The organism is Mycobacterium colombiense (assembly GCF_001672755.1).
GTDB lineage: Bacteria > Actinomycetota > Actinomycetes > Mycobacteriales > Mycobacteriaceae > Mycobacterium > Mycobacterium colombiense_C.
Genome location: NZ_LZKI01000154.1, coordinates 1 through 21,099, shown reverse-complemented (window position 1 = coordinate 21,099; position 21,099 = coordinate 1). Strand labels below are relative to the sequence as shown.

The window sequence follows — 21,099 nt, the reverse complement described above, 5'->3', positions numbered from 1 at the left end:
GGCAGTGGTTCGCGAGCAGCGTCGGTGGTGATCGCAGTCGCCATCGAGAAAGGAACATCATGTCCGCAACCACGATTGACCGCACGGGCACCCGGGACGGTTTGCTTCGCCTTGCCATGCGGGCCGACGCCGCCATCAGCGGACTGGTCGGCTTGGCCGGTCTGCCATTCGCCGGCTGGCTCGCCGACATCTCGGGCACCACGACGGCATTCGAGTACGGCATGGGCGCGTTCTTGATCGCCTACGGCATCGTCGTGTTCGGGCTGGCCGCCCTGCCGTCGGTGCGGCGCGCCGGCATGGCCGTCATCATCGCGAACGTGGCGTACACGGTGGCCGCGATCGTTCTGGTGCTCGCCGACGTCTTCCCGTTGACGTCGACCGGTGTGGTGTTGAACCTGGCGGCCGGCGTGTACACGCTGGTGTTCGCCGAACTGCAGTACCAGGGCTGGCGCCGCGCGAAAGCCTGAGCCGAACGCTCAGGGCCCGCTCGGATCCCCCGGGCGGGCCTATGAGTGCGCGGCTAGTCCTCGGGGACCTCGCGGTCGATCTCGTCGAGCCAGATGCGCGCCGACATATCGGACGGCGCGCGCCAATCCCCCCGCGGCGACAGGGAACCACCGTGCGACACCTTGGGCCCATTGGGCAGGGCCGACCGCTTGAACTGGCTGAACGAGTAGAACCGCTGCACGAAAACCTGCAGCCAGTGCCGAATTTCCTTCAGCGAGTAGGACGGCCGTTTGTCCTCGGGGAAACCGGGCGGCCAGATGCCGTGCTCGGGATCGCTCCACGCATGCCAGGCCAGGAAGGCGATCTTGGACGGCCGAAATCCGAAGCGCAGCACGTGGAACAGCGAAAAGTCTTGCAGCGCAAACGGGCCCACTTTCGCCTCGCTGCTCTGCAACTCCTCCTCCTCGCCGCTGGGAACCAGCTCGGGGGTGATCTCGGTGTCGAGCACCGACTGCAGCACCTCGCTGACCTCCGGCTCGAACTGTTCCGACGAGATCACCCAACGGATGAGGTGCTGGATCAGCGTCTTGGGCACGCCGCCGTTGACGTTGTAGTGCGACATCTGGTCGCCGACACCGTATGTCGACCAGCCCAGCCCGAGCTCGGACAGGTCGCCGGTGCCCAGCACAATGCCCCCGCGCTGGTTGGCCAGCCGGAACAGGTAGTCGGTGCGCAAACCGGCCTGGACGTTTTCGAAGGTGACGTCGTACACCTTCTCGCCCCGGGCGAACGGGTGGTCTATCTCCTTGAGCATCACCCCTGCGGTCTCGCGGATGTCGATCTCGGAGAACGTCACACCCAGCGTGCGGCACAGTTCGGCCGCGTTGCGTTTGGTGTGCTCGCCGGTCGCGAAACCAGGCAGCGTGAACGCCAGAATGTCACTGCGCGGCCGTTGTTCGCGATCCATCGCGCGGGCGGCGACGATCAGGGCGTGCGTCGAATCCAGTCCGCCGGAGATCCCGATGACGATTTTCGGGAAGTCCAATGCGCGCAGCCGCTGTTCGAGACCGGCGACCTGGATGTTGTAGCCCTCGAAGCAATCCTGTTCCAGCCGTTGCGGATCGGCGGGGACGAACGGAAAACGCTCGACATCGCGCCGCAGCCCGATGTCGCCGCCCGGGGGGTCCAGCCGGAACTCGATGCGCCGGTAGGTGTCCGTCGTCGTCCGGTGGTGGCGGCGGTTGTCGTCGAAGGTGCCCATCCGGAGCCGTTCCGAGCGAAGCAATTCGATGTCGATGTCGGCGATGCTGAGTCGCCCGCCTTTGGGGAATCGCTCGGACTGGGCCAGCATCACGCCGTTCTCGAACACCATGGTCTGACCGTCCCAGGCCAGGTCGGTCGTCGATTCGCCCTCCCCGGCAGCCGAATACACGTAGGCAGCCAGGCAACGCGACGAGGCCGAACGGGCCAGCAGGCAGCGGTCCTCGGCGCGGCCGATCGTGATCGGACTGCCGGACAGATTGGCCAGCACCGTCGCACCCGCCAGCGCGGCTTCGGCGCTGGGCGGGATCGGCACGAACATGTCCTCGCAGATTTCCACGTGCAGCACCAGGCCGGGGACGTCGGAGGCCTCGAAGAGCAGGTCGGGACCGAACGGCACCTCGGCGCCCGCGACGCGGATGGTGCCGCGCTCGTCGTCTCCGGGTGCGATCTGGCGACGTTCGTAGAACTCCCGATACGTGGGCAGGTACGACTTCGGCGCCACCCCGAGCACCGCGCCGCGATGGATGATCACGGCGGCGTTGTAGATCCGGTGCCGATGGCGTAGCGGGGCTCCGACGACCAGGACCGGCAGCAATTCGGCCGAGGCCGCGACGATCTCCGCGACGGCCTTCTCGACATCGTCGAGCAGCAGGTCCTGCAACACGATGTCTTCGATGGAGTACCCGGACAGCGTCAGCTCGGGGAAGACGGCCAGCGCGACGGCATCGTCGTGGCACTCCCTGGCCATCCGCAGCACCGATTCGGCATTCGCGGCCGGGTCACCGATGACGGTCTGGTGCGTGCAAGCGGCGACGCGGGCAAAGCCCTGGCTATAAGCGTTGTAAAAGTCCATCGCCCTTCCATTGTCGTCCCATGAGTGTCAACCGCTAGCCGCCGGGTATCCCGGACGGCATGAGTGACACCGCTGTCTTGGTGGTCGACATGATGAACACCTATCAGCACCCCGACGCTGAGAATTTAATACCCAATGTCGAGAAGAGCATTGAGCCTTTGACCGATTTGCTTCGGCGGGCACGCGAATCCGACGACGTCGACCTGGTCTATGTCAACGACAATTACGGCGACTTCACCGCGGAGTTCTCCGACATCGTGGGCGCTGCATGCGATGGGAACCGGCCAGATCTGGTCAAGCCGATCCTCCCGACCGAACAGTGCCGCGTGATGACGAAGGTCAGGCACAGCGCGTTTTATGCGACGCCGCTGGCGTATCTGCTCAACCGGCTGGACACCAAGCGGCTGATCATCACGGGTCAGGTCACCGAGCAATGCATCCTCTACACCGCCCTGGATGCGTACGTCCGGCACTTCCCGGTGGTGATCCCGACCGATGCCGTCGCACACATCGACGCCGACCTGGGCGAGGCGGCGTGCAAGATGATGCAGCAGAATATGTCCGCCGAGCTCACGACCGCGGCCGACTGCCTGGGCTGAATCTCCTATTCTGGGTGAGGTGACCGTCGGCTGCGCAGAATCGCCCGAACTGGTCACGCTGCTGGCCGGTCGCCGGATCGCGGTGCTGACCGGTGCGGGCATCTCCACCGATTCGGGCATTCCCGACTATCGCGGGCCGGACTCACCGCCGAGCAATCCCATGACGATCCGCCAGTTCACCACCGATCCGGCGTTTCGGCAGCGGTATTGGGCACGCAACCACGTCGGCTGGCGGCACATGGACGACACGTTGCCCAACGCCGGGCACCGCGCACTCGCCGCGCTCGAGGACGCGTCGGTGGTCACCGGCGTGATCACCCAGAACGTCGACCTGCTGCACACCAAGGCCGGCAGCCGCAACGTCATCAATCTGCACGGCACCTACGCGCAGGTGGTTTGCCTGAACTGTGGATCCACCATGACGCGCGCCGCACTGGGCGAGCTGCTCGAGGCGCTCAACCCCGGCTTCATCGAGCGCGCCGAAGCGGTCGGTGGGCTGGCGGTGGCTCCGGATGCCGACGCGGTCGTCGCCGATACCGCGTCGTTCCGCTACCTGGATTGCGAGCGGTGCGGCGGCATGCTCAAGCCGGACATCGTCTATTTCGGCGAAAGCGTCGCCAAAGACATTGTGGCGGAGGCTTACAGGTGGGTCGAGCGGGCGGACGTGCTGCTGGCCGCGGGCTCATCGCTGACCGTGTTCTCCGGCTACCGGTTTGTGCGGCACGCCGCCGCGCTGGGCATCCCGGTGGCCATCGTCAACCGTGGCCCTACCCGCGGCGACGACCTGGCCACCGTCAAGGTCGACGGCGGCTGCTCGGAGTTGCTGGCTCTGCTCGCCGACGAGTTAGCGCCCCTGCCAACGCATTAGAAGGTGCACGGCATGCTGCCGATGGCATGGATAAAATTGCCCGCGACGTAGGCCGGCTCGCCCACCTGCATGTCCGGGACCTGCCGGAACAGTTCGCCGAAGATGGCGCGCAATTGCGCGCGGGCCACGTTGGCGCCCAGGCAGAAGTGCACCCCGCCACCGCCCAAACCGAGGTGAGGGTTCGGGTCGCGGCTCAGATCGAAGCGCTCCGGATGTTCGAATGCTTCGGTGTCCCAGTTGCCGGACGAATAGAACATGACCACCTTCTCCCCCGCCGCGATTCGTTGGCCGCCCAGCTCGGTATCGGTTGCGGCCGTGCGTCGGAAGGTCATGACCGGCGTCGCCCAGCGGATGAATTCCTCGATGGCAGTCCCGATCCTGTTCTCGAAATCCTCAAGCAGCCAAGCCTTTTGGTCTGGGAAATCGGTGAGGGCCTTCATCGCGTGACTGATGGTCTGCCGGGTGGTGTCGTTTCCCGCCACGGAGAGCAGGACGAAGAACGCCGCCACCTCCGCGTCAGTTAGCCTGTCGCCGTCCACCTCGGCTGTCACCAGGCTGCTGAACAGGTCATCGCCGGGGTGCTCGCGGCGCGCGGCGGCCAGCATCGCGGCGACGTGGTGCAGGTACGTCTGATTCTCCAATAAGACTTCCAGCGGGTGGCGGCCGTTCAGGTAGACGGGATCGGCCCAGGACACCAGAGCGTCGACTGCGTGAGCCACCTGTTGGCGCTCGGATTCCGGAATACCGACCATGTCCGACAGGGTGCGGATGGGTAGTTCCTTGGCGCAGTGGTCGACGAAATCGGCGCCGCTGCCGGCGGCCCGCAGTTCCTCGACGATCGTCTTGGCGTTGGCCTTGATCGAGTCTTCGATGCGCCGGACCTGCCTCGGGGTGAAGGCGGCGTGAGCGAGCTTGCGCAGCTTGGTGTGTCGCGGCGGGTCCATCGCGAGGAACGACTGCGACGCCTCGAGCAGTTCCACCGGGATGCTCTCGAACATCACGCCCTGGCCGGACAGGAAGACGTCGTTGTTGCGGCTGACCGCGACGATGTCGGAGCGCCGGGTGACCGCCCAGAAGCCCGGGTCGGTGGGATCGGGCATCAGCGAGTCTTCGACGGGTGGATGCCAGCTCACCGGGCGCTCGGCGCGCAGCACGGCGAACGAGCGTTCCCGATCCGCGGCGGTGGTGGACCAGAACGCCCGCGAGGACAGATCGATCTCGTCGTAGGCACGACCGGACCTGTGGGTCCCAGACTTCCCCGTCATCACGGCCATCGGTGATCCTTCCTCTCGTATGACCCCGGTCACAAAACTCCCCGTGACGATATGCCTAGACACTGTGTCTAGTCAATATGTCGATTCTTCGGTTATGCTCGGCGCATGCCGTCGCTCACCCGCAAGCCGCAGGGCCACCGGAGCCTGGGGCGCGAGCAGCGCCGCGAGCAGATGGAGCGCCGCCTGCTGGACGCCACCGAGCGGCTGATGCGCGATGGCGCGAGCTTCACCGAACTGAGCGTGGATCGGCTCTCCGGCGAGGCCGGCATCTCCCGGGCCAGCTTCTACATCTACTTCGAGGACAAGGGTCATCTGCTGCGACGGCTCGCGGGCCAGGTGTTCGGCGACCTGACCGACAGCGCACAGAGTTGGTGGAGCGTGGCCGGCCGGCACGACCCGGACGACGTGCGCACCGCGATGAGCCGCATCATCGCCACCTACCGGCGGCATCAGGCGGTGCTGGTCGCGCTCAACGAGATGGCCGCCTACGACCCGCTGACGGCGCAAACGTATCGCGAACTGCTGACCGGCATCTCCGAGCAATTCACCCAGGTCATCGAGGCCGGCCAGGCCGACGGCTCGATCCGCCCCGAGCTGGCCCCGCTGACCACCGCCAGCGCGCTGACCTGGATGGTCGAGCGAGCCTGCCAGCAGAACCTGCCGGTAAAACCGCCCGACTACGATGCCGAGCTGGCCGAGACTTTGGCCGAAATCGCTTGGGGCGCATTGTATCTCAAGCCAACGTCGAGGCGCTGACCCGACCGCCCGGCACGGGCTGACGCGTTGCTACACCGCCACCAGGTCGTCGGCGTGCACCGCGGGCCGGCGCAACTCGCCCGGCAGCTCAGAGGTTGAGCGGCCCATCATGGTGGACAGTTCGGTCGCGTCGTAGGCGACCACGCCCCGGGCCACCATCGCCGCATCCGGGTCGCGCAATTCGACGACGTCGCCGGCGTAGAACCGCCCGGCCACCGCGGTGATTCCGGCGGGCAGCAGCGAGCGACGCTGCCGCACCACCGCGCGCACCGCGCCCTCGTCCAGGGTCAGCTGGCCGGCCGCCTCGGCGGCGTAACGCACCCAGAACCGCCGCGCCGACATTCGTGCCGGGCGCGCGGCGAACACCGTGCCGACCGAGGCGTCGGTGAGCGCGGTCGCGGCGTCGGCCGCGGCGGCCAGCAGCACCGGCACACCGGCGTCCGCGGCCAGCAGCGCCGACGACATCTTCGAGGTCATCCCGCCGGTACCCAAATCACTTCCCGGCCCGGCGATTACACCGATCAGATCCGCGGAGCCCGACACCTCCGAGATGAACCTGGCGCCGTCGGTCTTTCGCGGATCCGAGTCGTAGAGCCCGTCGATGTCGGACAGCAACACCAACGCCTCGGCGCCGACCAGGTGGGCCACCAGCGCCGAGAGCCGGTCGTTGTCGCCGAACCGGATCTCGTTGGTGGCCACGGTGTCGTTCTCGTTGACGATCGCGACCGCGTGCAGTGCGCGCAGCCGATCCAGCGTGCGCTGGGCGTTGGTGTGCTGGGCCCGCATCGAGATGTCGTGCGCGCTCAGCAGCACCTGCCCGACCGTGCGGCCGTAGCGTGCGAACGCGGCGCTCCACGAGTTCACCAGCGCCACCTGACCGACGCTGGCCGCGGCCTGCTTCGTCGCCAAATCCCTGGGACGACGGGACAATCCGAGCGGCTCGATGCCGGCGGCGATGGCTCCCGACGACACGATGACGACGTCGGTACCCGCCTTCATCCGCGCCTCGATCGCATCGACCAGTCCGGCCAGCCGGCCGGCGTCGAACACTCCCGCCGGTGTGGTCAGCGCGTTGGTCCCCACCTTGACGACCAGGCTGCGCGCACTGCGGATGACGTCGCGGTGGGCGGTCACGATGTCTCGCTTCTCCTCATCGCCCCGCTCTGCATCGTCGCTGGCGGTCACCACTCCTCACCGTGTTCTGTGGTTCTGCGCCGCTCCTCAGCATCGCTGCGCTCTGCATCGTCGCCGGCGCGGCGCTGGCGCCGGGCGGCCTTGCGTTCGGCGGCGCCGACGCGCTCGGTGCGCTCCAACCGCGCGTCGGTTCCGCGTCCCGACAGCGCAACCTGTTGTCCGGCAGGCGTTTGCGGCTCCCAATCGAACGTCATGTCCCCGATAGTCACTTCGCAGCCCGGCCGCGCACCCAGCTTCAGCAATTCCTCTTCGACACCGAGGCGCGCCAGCCGGTCGGCGAGGTATCCGACGGCCTCGTCGTTGTCGAAGTTGGTCTGGCGGATCCACCGCTCGGGGCGCGCGCCGCTGACCACGAAGGCGCCCGGCTGGCGAGGATCGGGCTCGACGCTGAACCCGCTGTCGTCGACGGGAACCGGACGGATCACCGGACGGCGCGGCACGATCTCCGGCTGGGCGGCCTTGTACTCCGAGATCATCTTCCACAACCCGAAGATCAACGGCTGCAAGCCGTCTCGCGCGACCGTCGACACCAGGAACACCGGCCAGCCGCGCTCTGCGATCTCGTCACGGACGAAATCGGCGAGCTCGCGCGCCTCAGGCACGTCGATCTTGTTGAGCACCACCGCGCGGGGCCGCTCGGTCAGATCACCCAACGTCGCATCCCCTTGCAGGGTGGGCGTATACGCGGCGAGTTCGGCCTCCAGCGCGTCGATGTCGGAGATCGGGTCGCGCCCGGGTTCCGCGGTGGCGCAGTCGACGACGTGCACCAGCACGGCGCATCGCTCGATGTGCCGGAGGAAATCCAGGCCCAGGCCGCGGCCCTCGGACGCGCCCGGGATCAGGCCGGGCACGTCGGCGACGGTGAAGGTGTGCTCCCCCGCCGACACCACGCCGAGGTTGGGAACCAGCGTGGTGAACGGGTAGTCGGCGATCTTGGGCTTGGCGGCCGAGATCGTCGACACCAGCGACGATTTGCCGGCCGAGGGGAAACCGATCAGGCCGGCGTCGGCGACGGTCTTGAGCTCCAGGGTCAGGTCGCGGGTCTGGCCCTGTTCGCCCAGCAGCGCGAAGCCGGGGGCCTTGCGTGCTCGGGATGCGAGGGCGGCGTTGCCCAGCCCGCCGCGTCCGCCCGCGGCGGCTTCAAAGCGGGTGCCCGCGCCGACCAGGTCGGCCAGCAGCCGACCGTTCTCGTCGAGCACGACGGTGCCGTCGGGCACCTTGACCTCCAGGTCCGCGCCGGCGGCGCCGTCGCGATTGTTGCCCATCCCCTGTTTTCCCGAGGGCGCGGTGACGTGCGGATGGAAATGGAAGTCGAGCAGGGTGTGCACCTGCGGATCGACGACGAAGACAATGCTGCCGCCGCGACCGCCGTTGCCACCGTCGGGGCCGCCGAGCGGCTTGAACTTCTCGCGATGGACCGAGGCGCAGCCGTTACCCCCGGCACCGGCGCGTGCATGGATGACGACGCGGTCGACGAACCGAGGCATCGTGAATCCTCTCACCTACCACCGGGCGCCGAAATCACCGGGCTGGGCCCGGAAACACGGGTCAGTCGGTGGCTTGTCCGGCCGCCACGATGTTGACGGTCTTGCGGCCGCGCTTGATGCCGAACTCGACGGCGCCGGCCTCCTTGGCGAACAGCGTGTCGTCCCCGCCGCGCCCAACACCCACGCCCGGGTGGAACTTGGTGCCGCGCTGCCGAACGATGATCTCGCCCGCCTTGACGACCTGGCCGCCGAATCGCTTCACGCCCAGCCGCTGCGCGGCGGAATCGCGACCGTTGCGCGAGCTGGAAGCGCCCTTCTTGTGTGCCATGTTCTGTCGCCTTCGCTACTTGATTCCGGTGACCTTCAGGACCGTCAGCTGCTGACGGTGCCCCTGACGCTTGTGGTAGCCGGTCTTGTTCCTGAACTTGTGGATACGGATCTTGGGGCCCTTGGTGTGCTCGAGCACCTCGCCGGTGACCGCGACCTTGGCCAGCGCGGCCGCGTCGGTGGTCACCTTGGCGCCGTCCACCACCAGGGCGACCGGCAGCGACACATTGGAGCCGGGCTCGGATTCGAGCTTCTCGACCTTGACCACGTCCCCGACGGCGACCTTGTACTGCTTGCCGCCCGTCTTCACGATTGCGTAGGTCGCCATCGTCGCTCTGCTCCTTCTACTAGCCGCTGCTCTGCGCGTCGCGCGCGAACCAGCCGCGGTGCGCGTGGTGGGTCTGGGTTGCGGGCCTGCGCCGATTCCCCGGGAGTCCCGCTGCCGCCGGCCAAAGTTTAGTCACCCGGCCTGACGACAACTGTCCAAGGGTACGTGACCAGCGGCTACAGGGTCAAACCGGACACGACCGCGCCTTCGGCATCAGCCCGGGTCAGTCCGCGTGGATCGGCGGTCCGGCCGGCCTGCCCGCAGCGCGCCGGCGCCGCGGGCGTCCCGAGACGGCCTGGCCGGCCCCGGCGGAGGCCTGCCCGGCATCGGTGTCGTCCGAATCGTCGTCCTCGGTGTCCAGATCGTCGTCGTCGAGCTCGAGGTCCTCGTCATCGTCGCCGAGGTCCTCTTCGTCGTCGATGTCGTCCTCGTCATCGTCGTCGTCGTCGTCGATGTCGTCGTCATCGTCCGAATCGTCGTCGTCCGAGTCCTCGTCGTCCGAATCGTCATCCGAATCTTCGTCGTCGTCGTAGTCCTCGGTGTCCTCGACGCCGCCTGCGCGTCCCACCTTCTCCTGATCGAGGTCGTCGGTGGTTTCTTCGGTGGTCTCGTCGGACTCGTCGTCCTCGGACTGCGTGGAGGAGCCGGCGGCCATCGCCTTGAACATCGGGTGCTCGCCGGGAGCGTGGGTGGGCACCTTGGCCACCACCTGCTCTTCGGTCTTGGTTTTCTTACGCCTGCCCCGACGGCCACCCCCACCGGATTCGGACTTGCGCCCGTTCGACGGGGCCGAATCCACCGGGTCGGTGTGCAGCAGGATGCCGCGCCCACCACAGTTCGAGCACGACGTCGAGAAGGCTTCGATGAGGCCGGTGCCCAGCCGCTTGCGGGTCAGCTGGACCAAACCGAGCGATGTCACCTCGGACACCTGATGGCGGGTGCGGTCGCGGGCCAGCGCCTCGGTCAGCCGGCGGAGCACCAGATCGCGGTTGGACTCCAGCACCATGTCGATGAAGTCGATGACCACGATGCCGCCGATGTCGCGCAGCCGCAGCTGGCGCACGATCTCCTCGGCCGCCTCGAGGTTGTTCTTGGTGACCGTCTGCTCGAGGTTGCCCCCGGACCCGGTGAACTTGCCCGTATTGACGTCGACCACCGTCATGGCCTCGGTCCGGTCGATCACCAGCGTGCCGCCCGACGGCAGCCACACCTTGCGCTCCATCGCCTTGGCCAGCTGCTCGTCGATGCGGTGCACCGCGAACACGTCCGGCCCGGCCTGGCCGTCCGGCCCGGCGGGCGCCTCGTACTTGGTCAGCTTCGAAACCAGGTCGGGGGCAACGGAATTCACGTAGTCGTTGATTGTGGTCCAGGCCTCGTCACCGGAGACGATGAGGCCGGCGAAGTCCTCGTTGAACAGGTCGCGGATCACCTTGACCAGCACGTCAGGCTCTTCGTAGAGGGCGACCGCGGCGCCGGCGGCCTTTTCCTTGGTCTCGATCGCCTTGGCCTCGATCTGCTTCCAGCGCTCCTGCAGGCGGGTGACGTCGCTGCGGATGTCCTCTTCCTTGACGCCCTCGGACGCGGTCCGGATGATCACCCCGGCGTCGGACGGCACGACTTCGCGCAGGATCTCCTTGAGCCGCTGACGCTCGGTGTCGGGCAGCTTGCGGCTGATCCCGGTCGACGACGCCCCCGGCACGTAGACCAGGTAGCGGCCCGCCAGCGACACCTGCGTGGTCAGCCGGGCGCCCTTGTGCCCGACCGGGTCCTTGCTGACCTGGACGACAACATAGTCGCCGGGCTTGAGCGCTTGTTCGATCCTGCGGTCGGACCCGCCGAGCCCGGCGGCTTCCCAGTTGACCTCGCCGGCGTAGAGCACACCGTTGCGGCCGCGGCCGATGTCGACGAACGCCGCCTCCATCGACGGCAGCACGTTCTGCACGATGCCCAGGTAGATGTTGCCCACCAGGGAGGCCGACGCGGCCGACGTGACGAAGTGCTCGACCACGATGCCGTCCTCGAGCACCGCGATCTGGGTGTAGCGCGACCCCTGGTGGGGCTGTTCGGTGCGGACCCGGTCGCGCACGACCATCATCCGCTCGACGGCCTCCCGGCGGGCCAGGAATTCGGCCTCGGTCAGCACGGGGGGGCGGCGCCGGCCGGCGTCGCGGCCGTCCCGGCGGCGCTGCCGCTTGGCCTCCAGCCGGGTGGAGCCGTTGATGCCCTTGATCTCGTTGTTCGAGCCGCCGGAGTCATCTCCGCCGCCCTTGCCGCTGCGGGGCGACCGCTCGTGCACCACGGTGTTGGGCGGGTCGTCCGGCGACGAGCTCTCGTCGTTGTCGTCGCCCGATCCCGATTTGCGCCGCCGGCGCCGCCGACGGCGGCGGTTGCCACCGTCCGCCGAGCCGTCGTCACCGTTGTCGGAATCGTCGGAGTCGTCGGAATCGTCGGAATCCTGGCCGTCGGAGTCCTCGGAGTCGGCTTGACCGCCCTTCTTGCCTCGCGGTTGCCCCTCGTCGTCGTCACCGTCGTCTCCCTGGCCGTCGGATCCGCCCTGCTCACCACGCCCGCGGCCACGGCCGCGACGGCCGCGCCGCCGCCGCCGGTTCGAAGGCCGGTCGGACTGCTCGTCGTCGTCGCTGTCGGAATCGTCGGTGTCGGAATCGTCGGTGTCGGCGCCGGCCTCCTCCTCGCGGGCATCGATCGGCTGCGGCGCGACGAACAGCGGCATGTAATGCGGGCGCTCGGCGGCGTTGTCCGGGGTCTCGAGCAACAGCCGCGATTCGGGTTCGTCGGCCTGGGCGCCGCCGGCCGCCGCTGCGCTGTCCTCGTCCTCAGCGCTCGCCGAGGGCTGCGCGGACGCCAGCAGGTCGCGCACCCGGACCGCGTCGTCACGGTCCACGGTGGAATGTGCGCTACGGATCCGCCCGTCCAGCTCGCTCAGTGCGTCCAGCACCCGCTTGCTGGTGGTTCCCAGCGTTCGGGCCAGCGAATGAACTCTCAAGCGGTCCGGCAGTTCCTCCGGCCGGGTCGATTCTTCTGATGGGTCTGCAGTCGGTGCACCGTCTACCACGTATTCTCCTCAAGCCCCCGGGCGCGTCTGTTGCGACGCGGCCACGCGAGGGCTTCGCTATGGGCCCGGGCCACTTCTCCCGGGCTTGTAATGGTCTCGCCCCGAGCGGCCCAGGATCGCAGACCCACTCGGCGCCGTGCTGAATGACGGCCTGACATGCAGCGAACCAAGGCGACGGGGCTATGGTCGCGCTTGTCTAAGTCTTCATTCGGGTGTCTGACGCCGGTCCGGCGACGTTCACCCGAGACCAGTATCCCACATCACGTGGCCGACCCGGCCACACCTGACGCAGACCGCCTCAGCAAAGTCGCCCCGGACCGGGTCCCCGCAGCTCTAGGCGCTGGGAAACCAGAGCGCGATTTCGCGCTTCGCGGACTCCACCGAATCCGACCCGTGCACCAGATTGAACTGGGTCTCCAGCCCGAAATCGCCGCGGATCGTGCCCGGGATCGCCTTCTCCACCGGGTCGGTACCACCCGCGAGCTGCCGAAACGCCGCGATCGCCCGCGGCCCCTCCACGATGGCCGCCACCACCGGTCCCGACGTGATGAACTCCAGCAGCGACTCGAAGAAGGGCTTGCCGTCGTGTTCCGCGTAATGCTGGGTAGCGAGGTCGCGGCCGACGGCCCGCAGCTCCAGCGCAGCGATGGAAAGGCCCTTGCGCTCGATGCGGCCGATGATCTCCCCCACCAGCTGCCGCTGCACGCCGTCGGGCTTGATCAGTACCAATGTCCGTTCGGTCACGGCGGACAGCGTACATAACCGGGCGGCACGGGGCTGGGCGACGGCGGCCGGGCCCTGCTCGGCTGGTTTTCCGCGCCTGCCGCCGGCCTATTGCTGCCTGCGCCGGACCTCGGCCCGGAAGTAGGCGATCAGACCCCACAGGCCGGTGAACAGCACGCCGATGAAACCCACCCCCGGGTAAACGACGAAGCCGGCGAGCAGGATCACCTGCAAGCCGAGGTTGGCCCAGATCGCCCAGGGTTTGCGCTGCACCCCGGCCATCAGGATCAGCAGCGCAGCCAGCCCGATCAGGTACACCAGCGACGCCGTCGTCAGACCGCCGCCGACCGCGCCCACCACCGGGATCGCCAGCAACACCACGATCGCTTCCAGAAACAGCGTCAGGGCCATCACCGCGCCGAAGCTGCGCCACGGGTCGGCCGGCGGCGTCGGGGCTGGCTCCTCGGGGTTCTCGGGCACGTCCGTCACTGCGGATCACGACCGAACAGGGTCCGCGCCGCCCCGGCGGTCACCACCGACCCGGTGATGACGATGCCGGTGCCGGAGAACGCTTCGGCCGGTCCGTCCACCGCGGCGTCGTCGACCAGTGCGGTCGCGACGTCGATGGCGTCGCGCAGGTTTTCGGCGGTACTCACCCGGTCGGGCCCGAACCGCTCGCGCGCCGCCAGGGCCAGCGACTCGACGTCGAGGGCGCGCGGCGATCCGTTGTGGGTCACCACGACAGCGTCGAACACCGGTTGCAGGGCGGCCAGGATGCCGTCGACGTCCTTGTCCGCGAGCACGCTGAGCACCCCGACGAGATAGCGGAAGTCGAATTCGTCGGCCAGGGTCTGCGCCAGCGCGGCCGCACCGGCGGGATTGTGCGCGGCGTCGAGGAACACCGTGGGTGCGCTGCGCATCCGCTCCAGCCGGCCGGGGCTGGCGACGGCGGCGAAGCCGGCGCGCACCGCCTCGACGTCGAGTTGACGCTGCGCACCGGCGCCGAAGAACGCCTCGACGGCCGCGAGGGCCAGCGCGGCGTTGTGCGCCTGGTGTTCGCCGTGCAGCGGCAGGTAGACATCGGAATACACCCCGCCCAGGCCCTGCAGCTGCAGCACCTGCCCGCCGATCGCGACCTGACGGCCCAGGACGGCGAACTCGGAGTCCTCGCGGGCCACCGCGGCGTCGGCTTGCACCGTCTGGGTCAACAGCACCTCCATCGCCTCGGGGGCCTGACGCCCGATGACCGCGACGGTATCGGGTGCGCCCTCCGGCGCCCGGGTGATGATGCCGGCCTTCTCCCCCGCGATGGCGGCGAGATCGTCGCCCAGGTATTCGACGTGGTCGATGGAGATCGGGGTGATGACCGCGACGGGGGCGTTGATCACGTTGGTGGCATCCCAGCGGCCGCCCATGCCCACCTCGACCACGGCGACGTCGACGGGGGCGTCGGCGAACGCGGCGAACGCCATCGCGGTCAGCACCTCGAACTTGCTCATCGCGGGGCCGCCGTCCGCCTGCGACTGCGCGTCGACCATCTGCACGAACGGCTCGATCTCGCGATACGTCGCCACGTATTGCGCCGGGGTGATCGGCTTGGAGTCGATCGAGATGCGTTCCACCGCCGATTGCAGATGCGGGCTGGTAGTTCGCCCGGCGCGCCGCTGCAACGCGGTGATCAGCGCGTCGATCATCCGCGCCACCGAGGTCTTGCCGTTGGTACCCGCGACATGAATCGACGGGTAGGCCAGTTGCGGCGAGCCCAGCAGATCCATCAGCGCGCTGATCCGGGTCAGGCTCGGCTCGATCTTGGTCTCCGGCCAGCGCTGGTCCAGCAGGTGCTCGACCTGCAACAGCGACGCGATCTCGTCCGGGGTGGGGACCGGGTCGGGGATCTCGGCGGGAACCTCGTCGCGCGGCCAGTCGGGGTCGTCCTGCGGCCAGTCGGGATCCGGCGGCCAGTCGGGCGGCTCGGTCATCGAACCCTCACTGCAGCCCGGCCAGCCGCGCGTTGATCCGCTCGGTCTCCTCCTGGGCCAGGCGCTGACGATCGCGGATCTTGTCGACGACGTTCTGCGGGGCCTTGCCCAGGAATTCGTCGTTGGCCAATTTGGCGGTCGTCGATGCCAGCTCCTTGTGCGCCGCGGCCAGATCCTTTTCCAGCCGGCGACGTTCGGCGGCGACGTCGATGGTGCCGGAGGTGTCGAGCTCGACGACGACGGTGCCGCCGCTGAGCCGCACCTCCACCGACGCCGACGGGCGAAACTGCGGGCCGGCGGCGGTGAGCCACGCCAGCGACGTCACCGCGCTCACCTGAGTGCCCAGATCCGATTCGTCGACACCGGCCATCCGCGCCGGCACCTTCTGCCGGTCCGCCAGGCCCTGATCGCTGCGGAACCGGCGCACCTCCGTCACCAGCTTCTGCATATCGGTAATTCGCTGTGCGGCAACCTGATCCAGGCTGATCCCGGACGACTGCGGCCAGTCGGCGATCACCAGCGATTCCTGGGCCTCGTCGCCGGTCACCGCCTGCCACAGAGCCTCGGTGATGAAGGGGATCACCGGGTGCAGCAACCGCAGCAGGGTGTCGAGCGTGGCCGCCAGCACGGCCGTGGTATGCGTTAACCCTTCGGCCAGTTGCGTCTTGGCCAATTCGACGTACCAGTCACAGAATTCGTCCCACGCGAAGTGGTAGAGCGCCTCGCAGGCGCGGCTGAACTCGTAGCTGTCGAACGCCGAATCAACCTCCGCGCGAACCTCTTCCAGCCGCCCCAGAATCCATCGGTCGGCATCGGTGAGCTCGGCCGCCGCCGGCAGCGGGGCCAGCCTCGCGCCGTTGAGCAACGCGTAGCGGGTGGCGTTGAACAGCTTGGTGCAGAAATTGCGCGACGCGCGGACGTGGTCCTCGCCGACCGCCAGGTCGCCGCCGGGGCTGGCGCCGCGGGCCAGCGTGAACCGCAGCGCGTCGGCCCCGAACGCGTCCACCCAGTCCAGCGGGTCGATGACGTTGCCCTTGGACTTGCTCATCTTGCGGCCCGACTCGTCGCGGATCAGCCCGTGCAGGAAAACATCGGTGAACGGCACCTGCGGACCGCGGCGCCCGTCCAGGGTGATGGCCTCGTCGTCACCGACGAAGGTGCCGAACATCATCATCCTGGCCACCCAGAAAAACAGGATGTCATAACCGGTGACCAGAACGCTTGTGGGATAGAACTTTTCGAGCTCTGGCGTCTTGTCGGGCCAGCCCAGCGTGGAGAACGGCCACAACCCGGAGGAGAACCAGGTGTCCAGCACGTCGGGGTCCTGCTCCCAACCCTCCGGCGGCGTCTCGTCGGGACCGACGCAGCGCTGTTCACCGTTGGGGCCGTACCAGATCGGGATTCGGTGACCCCACCACAGCTGGCGCGAGATGCACCAGTCGTGCATGTCGTCGACCCAGGCGAACCAGCGCGGTTCCAGGCTGGCGGGGTGAATCACGGTGTCCCCGTTGCGCACCGCGTCCCCGGCGGCCTTGGCGAGCGATTCCACCCGGACCCACCACTGCAGGGAAAGGCGTGGTTCGATCGGCTCGCCGCTGCGCTCGGAGTGCCCGACGCTGTGCAGGTATGGCCGTTTCTCCTCGGCGATGCGACCCTCGGCCGCCAGCGCCTCGCGCACCGCGACCCTGGCCTGAAATCGGTCCATGCCGTCGAATTGCGTTCCGGTGTCGGTGATTCGGCCCTTGGTGTCCATGATCGAGATCATCGGCAGCTGATGCCGCAGGCCGATCTCGAAGTCATTGGGGTCGTGTGCGGGCGTGACTTTGACGGCGCCGGTGCCGAATTCGGGATCGACGTGCTCGTCGGCGACGACCAGCAGCTGACGGTCCACGAACGGGTGGGGCAGGGTGGTGCCGACCAGCTGCCGGTAGCGTTCGTCGTCGGGATGCACCGCGATCGCGGTGTCGCCGAGCATCGTTTCCATCCGGGTGGTGGCCACCACGATGTGTGGTTGCGCGTCGTCCATCGAGCCGTAGCGGAACGACACCAGCTCGCCTTCAACCTCTTGATAGTCGACCTCGATGTCCGAGATCGCCGTCTGCAGCACGGGCGACCAGTTGACCAGCCGCTCGGCGCGGTAGATCAGTCCGGCGTCGTAGAGCCGCTTGAAGATCGCGCGAACCGCCCGCGACAGGCCCTCGTCCATGGTGAAGCGGTCGCGGCTCCAGTCCACGCCGTCGCCGAGCCGGCGCATCTGGCCGCCGATGGCGCCCCCGGACTCGCGCTTCCAGTCCCAGACCTTTTCGATGAACAGCTCTCGGCCGAAGTCCTCTTTGGTCTTGCCGTCGACCGCGAGTTGCTTTTCCACCACGCTCTGCGTCGCGATGCCGGCGTGGTCCATGCCCGGCTGCCACAGCACCTCGTAACCCTGCATCCGCTTGCGCCGGGTCAGGGCGTCCATCATGGTGTGCTCGAGCGCGTGGCCCATGTGCAGGCTGCCGGTCACGTTCGGCGGCGGCAGCACAATCGAATACCCGGGCTTGGTGCTGCCGGGGTCGGCCGTGAAGTAGCCCGCGTCCACCCATTTCTGGTAGATCGCGCTTTCGGCCGCAGCTGGATCCCACGACTTGGGTAGGTCGGTGGCGGGGCTGCGGCTGGCGGTCACCCGTCAATTCTAGGGAGCGGTGTTTACCTCCATGTAAGCGCCCAAACCCGCAGGTGGCGGGTCGGTTGCGCGGTGATCAGGGAATCGTGAGCACTTGGCCGGGCTGAATCAGGTCCGGGTTGGAGATGCCGCTGGCGTCGGCGATCGCCTGGTATCGGTTGCCGTCGCCGTAGAAGCGCTCCGCGATCGCCCACAGGGTGTCGCCGGAGGCGACGGTGTAGGTCCGCGCGGCGGGCTCTGGCTCTGCCGCTGTCTCTGCAGCGACCTCGGCTGGGGCCTCTTCGGCGACGGCATCCTCGGCCTGCGCGGCGGGCTCGTCGGCGGCCTCGGGTGCGGGTGGCGGCGGGTTGTCGGTCTCTGTGTGCGTCGACCATGCCGGCCCGTCGGAGGCATACAGCACCAAGTTGCGGTCGTCTTGAAGCACGAGTTTGACGTCCTTCTTGCCCTTGGTGTCGGTATGCCAGACCGGTTTGTCCGCCGTGTAGAGGACGAAGTTGCCGTCGGGTTGCACCTCGGCGCGCACCACGTTTTGGCCCTCGGTCGACGTGGACCACAAAGCCTGACCTCGCGAGGCCAGCACCAGGTTGCCGTCGTCCTCCAGGGTCAAGGTGTAGGCGCCGTTGTTCGAGGCGAGCGATTCCCCGCGCACAAGCTTTTGCCCACCAGTAAGCGTGTCTGACATAGCATTACCTCTCTCATCAACGCAGTCCGGCCACGCCAAGGCCGAACATTGCTCGTACCCGCTAGGGGCTGTTCGATCTTTTATTGGGGCCTGGGCATCCCTCCCTCGACGCAGTCGAAACCAGCCGGGAAATACCGATGAAGACTCCGCGTGGATCTTTGCGGCGCCGGGCTACTTCTTGCCGCCGAGCAACCCACCGAGGATGTCGCCCAGCGCTCCGCCCTTGCCGCCCAACACGTTTCCGAGAATGCCGCCAAAGGATTTGTCGCCGGAGCCGGCACCGAGGATGCTGCCCAGAACTTCGCCCAGGGCACCACCCGAAGCGGCCTGCGTCGTCCGCGGGACCGTTTCCGGCGTCCCCCGGCCCCCCTGATTCAGCTGTTTTCCGATGTATGCCAACACGATCGGGACCAAGACCGGCAGCAACTGCTTGAGCATGTCGCTATTGCCGGCGCCTCCCCTGGCCAGTGCCGACGCGACCTGATCGGCATCGTTGCCACCGAAGATCGTCGCGATCGCATGCTGGCCATCAGCCGCATCAACCTGGTCGACGTCCCCGCCGGCGTCGAGCAGGCCACGGGCGGCGTGACTCGTGGCAGCGGACTCGACCCGGTCGGCTACCGCCGGATCCTGCGAGTTCTGGTGTATGCCGCTCAGCAGCACCGGCACCAGTGTGTGAACTGCGCTGACGACTTCGTCTTCGTTCACGCCGAGACGCGTCGCGATTTCAGATGTAGGGATCTGGGCGTACAGATCATCAAGACCGGCCATCGGGGGTCACCCGCCTCTATTGCTGGATGTTTGAGCCAAGTCAGATACGACACTAGACTCATGCGGCCCCGCACAACACCCCTCGCGGCGGGCCGTGCAACGCAACCGGGTCACTAACCCAGCCGCTCGACCTCCAATGTCACGCCCGCGGCGGGGAACCGGTCCAGCAGCGCGTCGCCCATCGCGGCCGCGGGGGTGAGAACGCCATGCAGATCCGGCAGCTTGTCGCGGTCCACGGCCAGCGCGAGGCCGCACTCGCCCAGCAATACCGACGTCGCCTTATAGCCGGGGTCGCCGCGCTGTTCCATGCGCGCCACGTAGCGGGCGCCGGTGGTCGTGGTGGTGAAAGTCTCGATGCGGTAGTAGCCGCGTTCGCGGGCGGCCTCGCTCGGGCCGGTTCCGGGTTTGGGCACGATGCGCTCCACCAGTTTGCGTGGCAGCAGCCGGAAATACCGGCTGCCCAATCCGAAGGTGGCGGCGCCGACCCCGCCCACCACCGCGGACGCCACCGGAGCCAGTGGCGACGAGCCGAGGCTCATGCTCTCGCTGTACCGCAACTGCCTTCCGTAGGCCCAGTCCAGCAATGCGTTGCTGCGCCGCACAATTCGGGTGTTGTAAGGAGCCATCGGGAAGCCCGACGTCCACAACCCGGTCAGCTCCGGCGCGATCCGACGACCGCGGCGCCAGGGCAGATCGGGCTGGGAGCCGATCTCGGGTTCCGCACCGCGGTCGGTGGTCAGCGTGTACGGGTCGGCGAGCTGGCGGCGGGCGTCGGGATCGCGGGAGGCGGTATCGAGCACTTCCAGCAGCGAGGCGACGGTTCCGCCGGACACGCCACCGGAGAAGGACCGGACCACCAGGTCGGTGTCGCCGAGCTCTCCGGCGCCGTCGTCCCGCGCCGCCCGGTAGAGCGCATACACGCTGAGGTCCGAAGGGACGGAATCGAATCCGCACGCGTGCACGATGCGGGCACCGGTGTCCGCGGCCTGCTTGTGGTACAGGTCGATGCTTTCGCGGACGAACATCGCCTCGCCGGTCAGGTCTGCGTAGTCGGTGCCCGCGCCGGCGCAGGCGGCCACCAGCGGCAATCCGTAGCGGGTGTAGGGCCCGACCGTTGTGATGACGACCTGGGTGCGGGCCGCCATCTCATCGAGCGTGGAGGGCGACGACGCGTCGGCGTTGAGGATGGGCCACGACTGCGCGCTCTGGCCGAGAGTGTCGCGGACGGCGCGCAACCGGTCGGCCGATCTGCCGGCCAGCGCGATCCGCCTGTCCGGTGCCGAGCCGGCCAGGTATTCGGCGGTGAGCTTCCCGACGAAGCCGGTCGCTCCATACAGCACAATGTCGAATTCGCGCGGCGTTGCGGTCACGAGCCCGACGCTACCCGACGCCGGGGGTCACACCCCCTGGAGATAAGAAGTGCCGGGCACGAGGCCCGGCGCTTCTTATATGTATGACGGCGAAGCCGTCGATCGCGGCTGCGGCTCAGCCGCGGCGACCGCAGACCGGCCAGGCGCCGATGCCCTGCGAGTGCAGCACGTTCTCGGCAACCCGGATCTGCTCCTCGCGGCTCGCGCCGGAGGGGGATCCCGCCCCGCCGTTAGCGTGCCAGGTGCTCGGGGTGAACTGCAGGCCACCGGAGAAGCCGTTACCGGTGCTGATCCCCCAGTTGCCACCCGACTCGCACTGCGCGATGGCGTCCCAGTTCACGCTGTACGCGCGGTGGGCGGGAGGCGGCGGGACGTCCGGGCCGGGCGGCGGCGCATCCGGGGCCGGCGGCGGCGGAGCGTCGGGGGCCGGCGGCCCCGGA

18 protein-coding genes and 2 pseudogenes are annotated in these 21,099 nt (G+C 68.1%); 4 read left to right on the top strand and 16 right to left on the bottom strand.

Features of this window, described 5'->3' with window-relative positions; genetic code table 11:
• Window positions 1–59: 59 nt before the first annotated feature.
• The gene (locus tag A5708_RS20990; protein WP_065030467.1) at window positions 60–467 is read left to right on the top strand and encodes a hypothetical protein; all 408 of its coding nucleotides are present in this window, start codon (window positions 60–62) and stop codon (window positions 465–467) included.
• A gap of 53 nt (window positions 468–520) precedes the next feature.
• On the opposite strand, the gene A5708_RS20985 is transcribed toward A5708_RS20990, so the two are convergent.
• On the bottom strand, window positions 521–2,563 hold the full coding sequence (locus A5708_RS20985) for an NAD(+) synthase (RefSeq protein ID WP_065030466.1): 2,043 nt from the start codon (window positions 2,561–2,563) through the stop codon (window positions 521–523).
• Between the two features lie 59 nt (window positions 2,564–2,622).
• Here A5708_RS20985 and A5708_RS20980 point away from each other — a divergent pair, with 59 nt between their 5' ends.
• Together A5708_RS20980 and A5708_RS20975 are read left to right on the top strand one after the other, a co-directional pair.
• On the top strand, window positions 2,623–3,162 hold the full coding sequence (locus A5708_RS20980; RefSeq protein ID WP_065030465.1) for a cysteine hydrolase family protein: 540 nt from the start codon (window positions 2,623–2,625) through the stop codon (window positions 3,160–3,162).
• Between the two features lie 19 nt (window positions 3,163–3,181).
• Window positions 3,182–3,850, top strand: a pseudogene (locus A5708_RS20975) (Sir2 family NAD-dependent protein deacetylase); the annotation flags it as partial.
• On the opposite strand, the pseudogene A5708_RS28050 reads toward A5708_RS20975, so the two are convergent.
• Together A5708_RS28050 and A5708_RS20970 are read right to left on the bottom strand one after the other, a co-directional pair.
• Window positions 3,845–3,961, bottom strand: a pseudogene (locus A5708_RS28050) (hypothetical protein); the annotation flags it as partial. The pseudogenes A5708_RS20975 and A5708_RS28050 sit on opposite strands and share 6 nt — an antisense overlap.
• 65 nt (window positions 3,962–4,026) lie before the next feature.
• Window positions 4,027–5,304 carry a cytochrome P450 gene (locus tag A5708_RS20970; protein ID WP_065030463.1) on the bottom strand — a complete coding sequence of 426 codons (1,278 nt, stop codon included), beginning with the start codon at window positions 5,302–5,304 and terminating at the stop codon, window positions 4,027–4,029.
• A gap of 105 nt (window positions 5,305–5,409) precedes the next feature.
• On the opposite strand from A5708_RS20970, the gene A5708_RS20965 reads away from it, so the two are divergent.
• A complete protein-coding gene (locus tag A5708_RS20965; RefSeq protein WP_065030462.1) occupies window positions 5,410–6,060 on the top strand; it encodes a TetR/AcrR family transcriptional regulator in 651 nt (216 codons plus the stop codon).
• A 30-nt stretch (window positions 6,061–6,090) separates the two neighbouring features.
• On the opposite strand, the gene proB is transcribed toward A5708_RS20965, so the two are convergent.
• The 13 genes from proB to A5708_RS20900 form a co-directional block, all read right to left on the bottom strand.
• Window positions 6,091–7,197: a glutamate 5-kinase gene (proB, locus tag A5708_RS20960; protein WP_155766111.1), complete on the bottom strand. Its 1,107-nt coding sequence runs from the start codon at window positions 7,195–7,197 to the stop codon at window positions 6,091–6,093.
• A gap of 44 nt (window positions 7,198–7,241) precedes the next feature.
• Window positions 7,242–8,741, bottom strand: a complete 1,500-nt coding sequence (gene obgE, locus A5708_RS20955; protein WP_065030461.1) for a GTPase ObgE — start codon at window positions 8,739–8,741, stop codon at window positions 7,242–7,244.
• 61 nt (window positions 8,742–8,802) lie between these two features.
• Window positions 8,803–9,069 (bottom strand): 50S ribosomal protein L27, encoded by a 267-nt coding sequence (rpmA, locus tag A5708_RS20950; RefSeq protein WP_008255217.1) that lies wholly within the window; start codon window positions 9,067–9,069, stop codon window positions 8,803–8,805.
• A gap of 15 nt (window positions 9,070–9,084) precedes the next feature.
• Window positions 9,085–9,396 carry a 50S ribosomal protein L21 gene (gene rplU / locus A5708_RS20945; protein WP_007769829.1) on the bottom strand — a complete coding sequence of 104 codons (312 nt, stop codon included), beginning with the start codon at window positions 9,394–9,396 and terminating at the stop codon, window positions 9,085–9,087.
• A gap of 223 nt (window positions 9,397–9,619) precedes the next feature.
• Window positions 9,620–12,469 carry an Rne/Rng family ribonuclease gene (locus A5708_RS20940; protein WP_065030460.1) on the bottom strand — a complete coding sequence of 950 codons (2,850 nt, stop codon included), beginning with the start codon at window positions 12,467–12,469 and terminating at the stop codon, window positions 9,620–9,622.
• Between the two features lie 333 nt (window positions 12,470–12,802).
• Window positions 12,803–13,213, bottom strand: a complete 411-nt coding sequence (ndk, locus tag A5708_RS20935) for a nucleoside-diphosphate kinase (RefSeq protein ID WP_065030459.1) — start codon at window positions 13,211–13,213, stop codon at window positions 12,803–12,805.
• A gap of 87 nt (window positions 13,214–13,300) precedes the next feature.
• Entirely contained in the window at window positions 13,301–13,603 is a 303-nt protein-coding gene (locus tag A5708_RS20930) for a DUF4233 domain-containing protein (protein ID WP_081293037.1), read from the bottom strand.
• A 74-nt stretch (window positions 13,604–13,677) separates the two neighbouring features.
• Window positions 13,678–15,171 (bottom strand): bifunctional tetrahydrofolate synthase/dihydrofolate synthase, encoded by a 1,494-nt coding sequence (gene folC, locus A5708_RS20925; protein ID WP_065030458.1) that lies wholly within the window; start codon window positions 15,169–15,171, stop codon window positions 13,678–13,680.
• Window positions 15,172–15,178: 7 nt separating this feature from the next.
• Complete coding sequence (locus tag A5708_RS20920) at window positions 15,179–17,836, bottom strand: valine--tRNA ligase (RefSeq protein WP_065030457.1); 2,658 nt, start codon at window positions 17,834–17,836, stop codon at window positions 15,179–15,181.
• 76 nt (window positions 17,837–17,912) lie between these two features.
• On the bottom strand, window positions 17,913–18,518 hold the full coding sequence (locus tag A5708_RS20915) for a LysM peptidoglycan-binding domain-containing protein (RefSeq protein WP_065030456.1): 606 nt from the start codon (window positions 18,516–18,518) through the stop codon (window positions 17,913–17,915).
• 171 nt (window positions 18,519–18,689) lie between these two features.
• Complete coding sequence (locus tag A5708_RS20910; RefSeq protein ID WP_065030455.1) at window positions 18,690–19,289, bottom strand: DUF937 domain-containing protein; 600 nt, start codon at window positions 19,287–19,289, stop codon at window positions 18,690–18,692.
• Between the two features lie 113 nt (window positions 19,290–19,402).
• Window positions 19,403–20,659, bottom strand: coding sequence for a saccharopine dehydrogenase family protein (locus tag A5708_RS20905; protein WP_065030454.1), 1,257 nt, complete (start codon window positions 20,657–20,659; stop codon window positions 19,403–19,405).
• A gap of 115 nt (window positions 20,660–20,774) precedes the next feature.
• The coding region (locus A5708_RS20900) for a transglycosylase family protein (protein WP_196772702.1) at window positions 20,775–21,099 on the bottom strand (325 nt) is incomplete at its 5' end.